The organism is Endozoicomonas sp. OPT23 (assembly GCF_009653635.1).
In the GTDB taxonomy this organism is placed as follows: domain Bacteria; phylum Pseudomonadota; class Gammaproteobacteria; order Pseudomonadales; family Endozoicomonadaceae; genus Endozoicomonas_A.
This window is the reverse complement of record NZ_PPFD01000005.1, coordinates 306609-319180: the sequence shown is the minus strand read 5'-3', so window position 1 is coordinate 319180 and position 12572 is coordinate 306609. Positions and strand designations below refer to the sequence as shown.

The 12572-nt window shown below is 49.1% G+C and carries 12 protein-coding genes; all 12 read left to right on the top strand.

The genetic code is table 11. The features are described 5' to 3' along the window. The 12 genes from EOPP23_RS13050 (at nucleotide 1) to fliD (ending at nucleotide 12548) form a co-directional block, all read left to right on the top strand. The gene (locus tag EOPP23_RS13050; RefSeq protein ID WP_153766427.1) at nucleotides 1-726 is read left to right on the top strand and encodes a flagellar basal body rod protein FlgF; all 726 of its coding nucleotides are present in this window, start codon (nucleotides 1-3) and stop codon (nucleotides 724-726) included. Between the two features lie 76 nt (nucleotides 727-802). Further along, the gene (gene flgG / locus EOPP23_RS13045) at nucleotides 803-1588 is read left to right on the top strand and encodes a flagellar basal-body rod protein FlgG (protein WP_153766426.1); all 786 of its coding nucleotides are present in this window, start codon (nucleotides 803-805) and stop codon (nucleotides 1586-1588) included. Between the two features lie 12 nt (nucleotides 1589-1600). Beyond that, nucleotides 1601-2251 (top strand): flagellar basal body L-ring protein FlgH, encoded by a 651-nt coding sequence (gene flgH, locus EOPP23_RS13040; RefSeq protein ID WP_153766425.1) that lies wholly within the window; start codon nucleotides 1601-1603, stop codon nucleotides 2249-2251. 12 nt (nucleotides 2252-2263) lie between these two features. After that, nucleotides 2264-3385 carry a flagellar basal body P-ring protein FlgI gene (locus EOPP23_RS13035; RefSeq protein WP_153766424.1) on the top strand — a complete coding sequence of 374 codons (1122 nt, stop codon included), beginning with the start codon at nucleotides 2264-2266 and terminating at the stop codon, nucleotides 3383-3385. Between the two features lie 10 nt (nucleotides 3386-3395). Further along, the gene (locus EOPP23_RS13030) at nucleotides 3396-3722 is read left to right on the top strand and encodes a rod-binding protein (RefSeq protein ID WP_153766423.1); all 327 of its coding nucleotides are present in this window, start codon (nucleotides 3396-3398) and stop codon (nucleotides 3720-3722) included. A 256-nt stretch (nucleotides 3723-3978) separates the two neighbouring features. Continuing rightward, nucleotides 3979-5316 carry a flagellar hook-associated protein FlgK gene (gene flgK / locus EOPP23_RS13025; RefSeq protein ID WP_194842598.1) on the top strand — a complete coding sequence of 446 codons (1338 nt, stop codon included), beginning with the start codon at nucleotides 3979-3981 and terminating at the stop codon, nucleotides 5314-5316. Between the two features lie 81 nt (nucleotides 5317-5397). Continuing rightward, nucleotides 5398-6351: a flagellar hook-associated protein FlgL gene (gene flgL / locus EOPP23_RS13020; protein ID WP_153766421.1), complete on the top strand. Its 954-nt coding sequence runs from the start codon at nucleotides 5398-5400 to the stop codon at nucleotides 6349-6351. Nucleotides 6352-6699: 348 nt separating this feature from the next. Continuing rightward, a complete protein-coding gene (locus tag EOPP23_RS13015) occupies nucleotides 6700-7830 on the top strand; it encodes a flagellin (RefSeq protein ID WP_153766420.1) in 1131 nt (376 codons plus the stop codon). A 213-nt stretch (nucleotides 7831-8043) separates the two neighbouring features. Then, nucleotides 8044-9216, top strand: a complete 1173-nt coding sequence (locus EOPP23_RS13010) for a flagellin (protein WP_153766419.1) — start codon at nucleotides 8044-8046, stop codon at nucleotides 9214-9216. Nucleotides 9217-9428: 212 nt separating this feature from the next. Continuing rightward, a complete protein-coding gene (locus tag EOPP23_RS13005) occupies nucleotides 9429-10511 on the top strand; it encodes a flagellin (protein WP_153766418.1) in 1083 nt (360 codons plus the stop codon). A 141-nt stretch (nucleotides 10512-10652) separates the two neighbouring features. Continuing rightward, entirely contained in the window at nucleotides 10653-10991 is a 339-nt protein-coding gene (locus EOPP23_RS13000) for a hypothetical protein (RefSeq protein ID WP_153766417.1), read from the top strand. Nucleotides 10992-11099: 108 nt separating this feature from the next. After that, a complete protein-coding gene (gene fliD, locus EOPP23_RS12995) occupies nucleotides 11100-12548 on the top strand; it encodes a flagellar filament capping protein FliD (RefSeq protein WP_153766416.1) in 1449 nt (482 codons plus the stop codon). The last annotated feature ends 24 nt before the right edge of the window (nucleotides 12549-12572 follow it).

Sequence of the window (12572 nt, the reverse complement as noted above, 5' to 3'; positions counted from 1 at the left end):
ATGAACAGTGTATTGAGCACAGCTCTTGAAGGTACCGTGCGCATCATGCAAAAACAGCAGGTGCACGCGAACAATCTGGCGAACCTCTCCACTTCCGGTTTTCGTGCTGATTATCTGAGCACCATGGAGGCGGCTGAAAATGCCGCCGCCGGTGAAAAGATTGATAGCCAGCAATGGAGCAGTTTTGAAAGTGGCCCAATGATGCAGACGGGTCGAAGTCTGGATGTGGCCATTAATGGCGAAGGCTGGTTTGCCGTTTTGGATGATAAGGGTAAAGAGGCCTATACCCGTGCTGGCAGCTTTATGGTTGATCAAGCCGGTATGTTGAAGACCCGCGATGGTCATGCCGTTCTTAGTGATGCCGGGCCTGTTGTCCTGCCCCCGTTCGAGAGAGTGGAAGTGGGTAGTGACGGTCGTATAACAGTTAAACCTCAGGGGGCCCGGGAAAATGCACTGGCTGAAATTGGTGTATTGAAGCTGGTTAACCCGGCGGCAGCTGATATCAGCAAGAGTCAGGATGGTCTGTTTCGACGTGATGTTCCAGACCCGTTACCGGCTGATCCGGCCATCCGAGTTTCTTCCGGCATACTGGAAGGCAGTAACGTTAACGCCGTGAAAGAGATGGTGTCGTTTATTGAGCTGGGTCGTCAGTATGAAATGCAGCTGAAAACCATGAAGTCGATGGAAAATATTGGCGCTTCCGGCGATAAACTGCTCCGGGCCTGACATTTGCCTACTGCTTGCTGATGTATAGCTGGCGGTACAAAAAATCATTATCGAATTGTAGTAACTATTTATAACTATGAACTCTGCACTGCTTACCGGACAAACCGGTCTTACCGCTCAGGATAAACAACTGTCGGTTATTGCCAACAACCTGGCCAACGTCAACACCATTGGTTTCAAACGAGACCGTGTTGTTTTTGAAGACCTGTTCTATCAGGTCCAGCGTCAACCCGGTGCTGATAATACCGAAGGCAATGAAATCCCTAACGGTGTTCAGCTGGGTACCGGTGTTCGTGTGGCTGGAACCCAGAAGGTGTTTACGGTTGGCGCTTATCAGACCACCAGTGACGCTCTGGATATGGCTATTGAAGGCAAAGGCTTTTTCCAGGTATCCCGTGCCGATGGCACTATGGCTTACACCCGTAATGGTCAGTTTCACCTGAACTCTGACGGCGAAATGGTAACAGCCAACGGCAGCCCGCTTGAACCGGCGATTCAGATTCCGGAAGACGCCATTGGAGTCACTATTGGTGCCGATGGCATGGTCAGTGTCACTCTGGCGGGTAACCCGACACCGCAGGAAGTCGGACAGATTACTCTGGCCAGTTTTATTAATCCGGCGGGCCTTGCAGCGCTGGGTTCTAATCTGTTTGCAGAATCAGGCTCCAGTGGCCAGCCAGTGCAGGCTATTCCGGGACAGGACGGTTCGGGTCAGATCAAGCAGCACACACTGGAATCTTCCAACGTTAATATGGTGGAAGAGATGGTCAGCATGATCACTGCCCAGCGTGGCTACGAAATGAACGCCAAGGTTATTTCCACTGCAGATGAAATGATGCAGTTTGCCAACCAGACCCTGTAAGGAGCGAAGCTGATGATTCGTTACCTGCTGCCGGTGGTTTTGTTTTTGGCTGGCTGTTCGGGAGTGCCTTTGCAGAAAAAGGATTCTGCCGACTGGGCGCCACCACCGCTGCCCGAACCGGAAGCACGGCAGGCCATTGATGGCAGCCTCTATAACCCGGTTTATGCCAACAACCTGTTTGCAGACCGTATGGCCTATCAGGTTGGTGACATTCTCACGGTAAAACTGGATGAGAAAACCCGTTCCAGCAAATCAGCGGGCACCAGTCTCAAGAAGGATAACAAGTTTGAACTGCCTATTCCCAAACTCTGGGGTACGGTTGGTAAGGAATCGAAGATTGATCTAAAGCGGGATTTCAATGGTAAGGGCTCAAGTTCTCAGGAAAATATGCTGAGTGGCTCTATTACCGTTTCTGTCGTCAAGGTGCTGGCAAATGGTGCTTTAGTGGTTCGCGGAGAGAAGGGCATTCGTTTGAATCAGGGCGATGAGTTCATCCGCATTTCCGGCATCTTGCGCCCGGAAGATATTACCCCGGATAACACCGTTTCCTCCCAGCGTCTGGCCAATGCCCGTATCTCTTATTCCGGAGAAGGCTCGGTGGCAGAAGTGAACGCCCAGGGCTGGTTATCCAGAGCCTTTAATCACCCGCTGTTTCCGATGTAAGAGGCTGATCCAATGAGATTTTCAGAGCAAGTATTGCGATCGGTGCGCTGGTTGGCAGCGGGATTAATGTTGTTCTCCGTAAATGCCAGTGCCGCCCGGTTGATGGATCTGGTGGATGTAACCGGCGTGCGCAGTAATCAGCTGGTGGGTTATGGTCTTGTGGTGGGTTTGCTGGGCACGGGTGACCGAACCAGTAACACCCGCTTTACCTCCCAGTCCATGAAGAACATGCTGCGTCAGTTAGGGGTTCAGCTACCTCAAGGTGTTGATCCAAACCTGAAAAACGTTGCGGCGGTTTCCGTTACGGCAACCCTGTCGCCTTTTGCCAGCCCGGGTCAGGCGATTGATATCACTGTGTCATCGATTGGTGATGCGAAAAGCCTTAAGGGTGGCACATTGTTGATGTCACAACTAAAAGGCGTCGACGGTGTTGTTTATGCCATTGCCCAGGGCAGTTTGATGACGACCGGCGTCAGTGCTGAAGGCCGGGATGGTTCCAGTATCACGGTTAATGTACCAACAGTGGCTCGAATACCATCCGGTGCCATTATCGAGCGAGCGGTGCCCAGTACTTTTGCCAGTCGTGAACATATCTTTCTGAACCTTCGTGAGCCGAGTTTTACTACGGCAGGTAATATTGTTGAGACGATCAACAATACCTTTGGGCCGGATGTTGCCCGTGCCGAAAATGGGGTTCAGGTGCGAATTAATGCTCCGGCCGATGCCAGTCAGCGAGTGGCCTATATGTCGGTGCTGGAGCGTATGGACGTAGATGAAGGCGATACGCTGGCCAAGGTTATTATCAACAGTCGCACAGGCACTGTGGTAATGAATGAGTTTGTCAGGGTGAAAACAGCAGCGGTTAGTCATGGCAATCTGGTGGTCAGTATTCGTGAAGATTTTAATGTCAGCCAGCCGGGTGCGTTCAGTAAGGGAAAGACGACGGTCACCCCCGACAGTGAGATCAGTGTTGATCAGGGTGAGAAACGACTGTTTATGATGTCCGGCAGTAACTCTCTGCAGGATGTGGTTAATGCCATTAATAAGGTAGGGGCAACGCCCGGAGATTTGATGGCGGTGTTGCAGGCATTGAAAGAAGCGGGTGCCCTGAAGGCCGAGCTGATAGTGATGTAGGAGAAGTAATATGTCCGATGGAATGCTGAATACTGACGTTATTGCCCTGCAGTCACGCAGTATGTTTGATCAGGCCAGGCCAGTGGTTCGTGGCCGCAATGACAGTGAAGCCTTGCAGGAAGTGGCTCAGGATTTTGAAGCTCTGATGATGGAGCAGATGATGAAGAGTATGCGGAAGGCGGGCGATGTGTTTGCCGAAGACAGCCCGTTTACCGGCAGTGATATGAAGATGTGGCAGGAGTGGCAGGATACTCAGTTGTCTATTGAAATGTCTCGCACCCGAGGGTTGGGGTTGGCTGAGCAGATTATTGCTCAGGTGGAAAAGAGACAGGGTTGATTGTCGGAATGATGCTTGACGGCCTGAACTGTATTTATCTTTCCGCTCAACTGACCTTCCCTGGTCAGATTCGCTAGCAGGGCTTCCTGCCCTTTGAAAGATAAATACAGTCCAGACCTTGCTCGACACTGGAGCAACCTTCTTATCAGTAAATTCTTCTGCTCGATGAGTTAGGGAGTGGTTGTTTTAAGAAAGCTATAACTCTGTCGTTTATAAAGTTATTCACTGATTCTGCCGGAATAAAGATTGTATGAGTATGTTGAACAACGGAATCGCCGGCATGAGTGCGGCGTCCATGTCACTGAACGTCACCAGTAAGAATATTGCCAATGCCTCTGTGCTGGGTTACTCCCGACAGAAGGCGTTTTATACAACAGAAGATAATGGTTCGGTTTCTGTTGAAACGATCGAACGTATTTCTGATCGTTTTTATACCGGTCAGTTGCAGGATGCGGCCACCAACCTTGGTTATGCGGCCACGCTTAGCAATCAGATGACCAAGATGGAAGAAGCCGTCAGTGCTAAAGGCATGACGCTGTCTCCTTCCTTGAACACCTTTTTCAAATCCCTCAATGCGGCACAGGCCGACCCGATGGACCCGGCTTTCCGTCAGCAGGTTCTGTCTGATGCGGGCGATTTGGCGGCTCGTTTCAATGGTTTATCAGACCGCATGAATGACCAGCTGAACGATACTCATGAGCAGCTGCGAACCATGACCGGTGAAGCCAATGCGGTGTTAAAGCAGGTGGCGCGGTTGAATACCGATATCGCCAAACAGAATGCCGCCGGCAAGGTATCGCCTGAGCTGCTGGACGAACGTGATATTGCGGTTCGAAAGCTGTCCGAGATGGTAGGTGTGGATGTCAGCTTCAACGAGAACAACACCGTAGGCCTATTTACCAGCAGTGGTGAACCGCTGGTGGTCAGCAACAAGGCGAATGAGCTGACGCTGATGCCAGGTAACCCTGATAAGGACATGGTGCGTATCGGTCTGAAGAGCGGAGACTCTGAAAAACTGTTGCGTACAGTCGGTGGTGCTCTGGAAGCGCATCTGGATTTTCGCGACAAAACCTTGTTGCCAGCAAGAGAAGCGTTGAATGAGCAGGCATTGGCATTGGCAACAGCCTTTAATGATCAGCAGGCCGTTGGTTTTGACCTGAACGATGACGCAGGCAAGCCGCTGTTTGATATTGGTCCGAACGACGCTGCCGCGACTCTCAAAGTCGCTATTACTGATACCCGTCAACTGGCGTTTGCCAGTGAAAAAGGTAAGCCGGGTAACAACGAAAACCTGATCAAACTCACCGATATTCAGGATCGTAAACTGGTAGGCCCTACAGGTTCAAAAAAGACCTTGTCCGGCGCTTATAAGGCTCTGGTTGTTAACACCGCCAGTAAGACATCCGCTGCAAAAGCAGGCTTTGAAGCCAGCAGCAAGATTCACCAGACCGCCAACAGCAAGTTGCTGGGCGTGGCAGGCGTCAATCTGGACGAGGAAGCCGCACAAATGGTGGTGTTCCAGCAGGCTTATAACGCCAATGCCAAAGTCATCTCTGCTACCAATGAAATGCTGAATACACTGTTGAGATTGTGATTCAGCTCTGAATTTTACGGCTGTTTCCGCTTGAAGCAGCCTTATACCGATTAAACGGAACGTGTTTAAACAGGAAACGCTATGCGTGTCAGTACTCTGCAGTTAAACAGCAACATGCAGTTCAATATGAACTCCACGTCCACCTCGATGAATAAGTTGCTGGTGCAGATGAGTTCCGGTAAACGCATTCTGTCGCCTTCCGACGATGTGCTGGCGTCTAACCAGTTGCTGGGGCTTCAGGACGATATTGGTCGTCTGGAGAACCATAAGAAAAACATCGATAGCTCCAAAAATGCCCTGTCCCTTACAGAAACCTCCATGAAAGAAATGGGTAATGTGATGAACCGGGTGCGTGATCTGGTACTGGCTACCGGCTCGGCGGCTCAGGATCGTACTGACAGTGCTAATTTGCAGGAAATTAAACTGCTGGTCGGTAACCTCCGGGATCTGGCAAACACCAAGGCGGGCAGTGGTGAACATATCTTTGCAGGCACCCAAGGTGACAAGGCTCCGGTTTCCGAAACAGCGGGTAAGCATAAAGTCGGCGGCACTGACGATGTTCGAAAGGTACAGGTCAGTGATTCCCAGAAAGTAAAACTGGGTACGACGGTTAAAGACCTGTTCAACCTCGATATTGAAGCAGCGCCTGGCACCGATAAAAGTGATTTCAACGATTCAGTCGACACCAGCAATATTTTCAATGCGCTGGAAGAGTTTGTAACCAGGGCGGGTGACAAGGATCTCAGTGATGATGACTTCAAAGAGATTCTGGCGAATACGATCGAGGCGGTTGATCAGTCTCAGGGACAGATGAACCGTGGTTTAACCGAGATCGGTGCGTCCATGAAAACCCTGGAGCTGGCGGCTGACAGTAACTCTGAAATGCAGACCTTTAACAAGTCGCTGATCAGCAGTCTGGAAGATGTGGATATGGCCAAGGCAACGTCCGAGTTTGCGATTAAAAAGCTGCAGCTGGAAGCAGGACAGAAAGCCTTTGCCATGGTGAGTAAAATTAATCTGTTTAACTTTATCTAACAGGCATATGAATTCTATGTCATTTCCCGCCGTAGGCGGGGAAAAGACAATTTAATATTCGATTAAGTATGGCTACAGAAATAGTTGTACTTATCCATGGCTGGCCTTGCCATTGACCAGCCATAACGCCCTTCCTTACTGCTGTTTCAGCAGGCTTAGAATCCGTGTGTGCCCCTTTCAGCCTATACCATCCCATTATTTCGGTAACGGACACTGATAGAAAGAAAACCGTTTAAGAAAATAAATACTGTGTCGTTTATTAGTTATTAGCTCCACAAGCATCGTATTTGAAGCAGGGGCGGAATAGCAGGGATCGCCATCCCTCGGTTTTTAAGAGAGCAATAATTTATGATTAGTATCAACTCCAATGCCTCCGCCATGATGGCGCGCAACAACCTCTACACTTCCCAGAACACCCTGCAGGACAGCATGCTTAAGCTGTCTACCGGTAAGCGTATTAACTCTGCGTCTGACGATGCCGCCGGTATGCAGATCTCCAACCGTATGGCCACCCAGATGAATGGCCTGGGTGTTGCCCAGCGTAACGCCAGCGATGCAATCTCCATGGCACAAACCGCTGAAGGTGCCATGCAGGAAGATACCAATATCATGAACCGTATGCGTGACTTGGCGCTGCAATCTGCTAACGATTCTAATAAGCTTGAAGACCGTAAGGCTATGCAAAAGGAGGTAGGTGCACTGACTGAAGAAGTGAACCGCATCTCTGAGACCACTAATTTTGCAGGCATCAATCTGTTGAATGGTGATTCTGCCAATATGTCTTTTCAGATTGGTTCCAATGCATCTGAGACTATTTCATTTGGTGTTCAGGATATGTCTGCTTCTGAACTTAAAGGTACCACAACAGCATCTAAAGTTACGCTTAGTGCGGATAACTTAAAAGCTGTTTTAGACGAATCAGCAGCTGGTAACGCTGCTGTAATTGATGTCGGTGGAGAAAGTATCTCCCTTGCTGCAAATAAGGAGGTTGGTGATTTAGCCGCGGCAATAAACGGTGAAGCAGATGCAGATACTAAAGCAGAGGTTGTTGACGGCGCTTTGGTTTTGACTTCTAAAACAGATGCTGCTGTCTCGGTTGCAAGTGGTTCATCTGGTACTGATGATGTAACTCTGACTGCCCAAACTGGTTTGACAGGTGGTGAAAAGTCACTAAAAGATATTGACTTGAAAACAGCAGCTGGCGCTCATCAGGCGGTTGAAATTCTGGATGGCGCGCTTGCGCAAGTGGATGAACAACGCGCCGACCTCGGTGCCGTCCAAAACCGTCTGGAATCCACAGTAAGCAACCTCTCCAATATCGAAGAAAACATGGGTGTTTCCCAGAACCGTATTCTGAACACCGACTTCGCCAAAGAAACCGTGTCAATGACCAGCAGCCAGATGCTGATGCAGGCCGGTTCTACCATTCTGGCTCAGGCAAAAGCCCTGCCTCAGAACGCGATTCGTCTGCTGGGTTAATTCTTTCAGCCCCTTTAAGAAGTACAAGCAGTACAACAAGCTCCCGCCTTTGTGCGGGAGTTTGTGTTTCTGATATTTTGTTTTCAAACGAGTTAAAACTGTTTAAGGCTATCTGATTATTGTCGTTTATTAAGGTAACAACTTTTGGCAAGGTCCTGTTGATCATTGCCAAACAGTCATCGTATAAAATACAACAGTAAGTGAGCCGCTCTCATGATCAGTATTAACTCCAATGCCTCCGCCATGATGGCGCGCAACAACCTTTACACTTCCCAGAACTCCCTGCAGGACAGCATGCTCAAGCTGTCTACCGGTAAGCGTATTAACTCCGCTGCTGACGATGCCGCCGGTATGCAGATCTCCAACCGTATGGGCACTCAGATGAGTGGCCTGAACGTTGCCCAGCGTAACGCCAACGATGCGATCTCCATGGCCCAAACCGCTGAAGGTGCCATGCAGGAAAACACCAATATCATGAACCGTATGCGTGACCTGGCGCTGCAGTCTGCTAACGACAGCAACACTGATAAAGACCGTGGTGCGATGCAGAAAGAGATTGGTGCACTGGTTACTGAAATTGACCGTATTTCTGATACCACCAACTTTGCGGGTATTAAACTGCTGGACGGTTCTTCTGATAATATGTCCTTCCAGATTGGCTCCAATGCTTCTGAAACTATCTCTTTTGGTGTTCAGGATATGGGGGCGGATAAGCTTGGAGAGCTGAGTACGGCAAGTGTTGCTGGGGGGGCATCTGGTGGTACTGCTGCTGTAATTGACTCGGATGATGTGAAGGGTGGTAAGTTATCAGCAGATATGACAGTTGCGATAGGAGCATCGACTGATGGTAAAATTGCTGCAAAGAATGTTGATCTTAAAGAGGGAATGTCTCTGAGTGATGCAGCAGCAGCACTGTCTGAATCAGTAGACGGGCTTTCTGTAGCATATAAAGAGCCAGCTAGTGGAACTGGTGTGGGTACTTTTGAGTTGACAGCGGAGAGTTCAGACGCTTCATTGATTGGTATGACAGTTGGTGGTGTAGCTGCACTTGCTGCGGGTACAACAGCTCAAAAAGGTGTAGATGATATAGATCTGTCTAGTAGTGCTGGTGCACAACAAGCTGCAGTAATTCTTGATGCTGCACTCAGCCAAGTTGACGAACAACGCGCCGACCTCGGTGCCGTTCAAAACCGCCTCGAATCCACAGTAAGCAACCTCTCCAACATTGAAGAAAATATGGGTGTTTCCCAAAACCGTATTCTGAACACCGACTTCGCCAAAGAAACCGTTTCCATGACCAGCAGTCAGATGCTGATGCAGGCCGGTTCCACCATTCTGGCTCAGGCGAAAGCCCTGCCTCAGAACGCGATTCGTCTGCTGGGTTAATTCTTTCAGCCCATTTAAGAAGTACAAGCAGTACAGCAAGCTCCCGCCTTTGTGCGGGAGTTTCCGTTTCTGATATTTTGTTTTCTAACGGGTTAAAACTGTTTAAGACTTTCTGATTACTGTCGTTTATTAAGAGTACAAGTTTGGGAAGGTCCTGTTGATCACTGCCAAACAGTCATCGTATAAAATACAACAGTAAGTGAGCCGCTCTCATGATCAGTATTAATTCCAATGCCTCCGCCATGATGGCGCGCAACAACCTTTACACTTCCCAGAACACCCTGCAGGACAGCATGCTCAAGCTGTCTACCGGTAAGCGTATTAACTCTGCGTCTGACGATGCAGCCGGTATGCAGATCTCCAACCGTATGGCCACCCAGATGAATGGTCTGGGTGTAGCCCAGCGTAACGCCAACGATGCAATCTCCATGGCACAAACTGCTGAAGGTGCCATGCAGGAAGATTCTAATATCATGAATCGTATGCGTGACCTGGCGCTGCAGTCTGCTAACGATAGTAATACAGCGAAAGACCGTGGTGCCATGCAGAAAGAGATTGGTGCGCTGGTTACTGAAATTGACCGTATTTCTGATACTACTAACTTTGCCGGTATTAAACTGCTGGACGGTAACTCTGAAAATATGTCCTTCCAGATTGGCTCCAATGCCTCTGAAACTATTTCTTTTGGTGTTAAGGATATGGGTGCGGACAAGTTGGGAACTGATATTCAGAAAATCGATAGTAGTGTAGGCATCACTAATAAGAAGACAGATGGTGAAACAGTTACCATTGGCACTGAAAGCGTTGTCATTAAGGCAGGTGAGAGTCTTGAAACGGCTGCAAGCCAGTTGAACAAAGCTCTATCTGCAGAGAAAATTGATGCAAAAGCAGTTGTTACCGAGGCTGGTGGAATTGAGTATGTAGGCTCTGATGCTGGATTGGATGCAGCAATGGGTAGTAACGTAACTGGCACTGGTTTGGGAGGTGTCAATGGTATTAGCCTGAACAATAAAGAAGGTGCTCAGAAAGCAGCTATTGTTCTGGACTCAGCCTTGGCCCAAGTTGACGAACAACGCGCCGACCTCGGTGCCGTTCAAAACCGCCTCGAATCCACAGTAAGCAACCTCTCCAACATCGAAGAAAATATGGGTGTTTCCCAGAACCGTATTCTGAACACCGATTTCGCTAAAGAAACCGTGTCCATGACCAGCAGCCAGATGCTGATGCAGGCCGGTTCTACCATTCTGGCACAGGCAAAAGCCCTGCCTCAGAACGCGATTCGTCTGCTGGGTTAATAAACTCACAGCGGTACTGAAAGCAGCTCTCCGGAGCTGCTTTTTTTATGCCTGAATACTGCCTTATTTACTCCTGCCTATCTTAACTATTGTCTAAAATTGTCGTTTATTAATCAGGTTTAATTGAAGGAGTCGTGGGTCGTGAGCAGTATCACTGATACCAGCCTGATACCTGTAAACAGCAAGGTAAGTGCCGTTGAGCCGGTAGCGGAAACACGTTCGGTTCAGGGCGATGATCAGGCTACAGAGCAAGCGGAAGATAACTTCCGGAAGCAGCTGGAATCACTGATTGCCAGTCGTTCCGAGCGGGAACATCTAAAAAAACTGGATATTCGCATTGTCGAACGAACGCCCGGTGAACTGATGGTGGAACTTCGAACCAGTGCCGGTGAGCACTTGCAAACCATTAACGCCGGACAGTTTGTGAAAAGCATGTCGGCCGAAAAGAAGACCGGCCTGCTGGTGGATGAAAAGGCGTGAAGCTTTGATATAGGTTTGGGCTGACGACTCTGCACTCACTGTTGAGTTTATGGCCTGCTTTTTGCAATAAAAGAATCATAGTCTCTGGCTCGAAGCAGCCCGATACGAATGAATAAGGATAGTACGATGGTAGGCAGCGTAACTTCAGCAGGCTCAGGTGTGGATATCCATGCCCTAGCCAGGCAGATGGCAACGGCTCAGACTCAGCCAAAGGCCAATCAACTGGCGTTGAAAAAAGGCAATATTAATAATGAAGTCAAGGCTCTGAACGAACTCTCGGATAGCCTGAACGATTTCTATAATGCCCTGGATAAACTGTCAAAGCCGTCTACCTTTGGTTCCCTGAAAGTTAATATCACCGAAGACAATGAAAAGATGGTCGGTGTTTCTGTTGATAATAAAGCGGTAGCGAATACTTACCAGCTGCAGGTTAACCAGCTGGCGACGCAGAGCAAGATTCAGGCTTTCAATTCTGATTCCGGCAGCAACGAAGTGAAAGCGGGTGATGTTGGCAGCTATAAGTTTTCTGTTGGCGATAAAGATCTGACCATTGACGTAGCGGCTGGTGAAACTCTGGCCGAGCTGGCCAACAAGATTAATGACAGCGACGATAATCCGGGCGTGATTGCCAGTATTGTCAGCGACGGTGACCATACTTATCTGACCATGACCTCGAAGGAAACCGGCGAGGATCATGAAATCAGGATGGAGAAAGATGGTTCTGACATCATTATGCCAAAGCCTGGTGATGCCAATTTTGATACTGCTTCCCGAAAGATACTGGAAGAGGCTAAAGACGCCGAATTTTACCTCGACGGTATCAAGCTGAAAAGCAGTGACAACAATGTTGATGATGTTATTAAAGGCGTGACGCTCGACCTGAAGGAAAGCACTGACGGCAAGGCGATTCGCTTCGACATCAACCCTGACACCTCCACTATGAAGTCATCCGGTAAAGACGTGGTGGATGAGCTCAATACTCTGTTAAAGACCATCAGCAAGCTGACCAAAACCTCCATTGATGAAGCGACCGGAAACCGCTCCCGTGGGCCTCTGGCCAGTGATTCAATGGTGTCGTCTATTCGTAATGAATTGCGTGGTGTGGTTCAGAAAGAGCACAGCGGGCCTTATAAATCTCTGGCCAGTCTGGGTATTGTCACCGATCGTGACGGTGAGCTTGAGGTGGACTCGGCCAAGCTGAAGAAAGCGCTGGAAGAAGATCCGGAAGAGGTGACCAAAGTCTTTATGGATTCCATGAAGGACTTTAAGGACGTAGCCACCAAATACATCGGTCGCCCTGAAGCCAGTAAGGACGACGATGAAGATGACGAAGACGAGACGGATGATTCCAGCTCGGGTTCTAATCCTTATATTCCCAAAGAAGGCCTGATTGATACGCGCATCAAGAGCCTGAATGAAGACCTTAAAGGCGTGGATAAAAATGTGGTCGATGTTCAGAAACGTTTTCAGTCTGTTTATCAGCGCCATCTGAATGAATACGTTGCCATGAACGAAGCGGTATCCAAGATGCAGAACTCTCTTGCAGGCCTGTTGTAACCCTTTTTTAAGTTGTAGATAGTT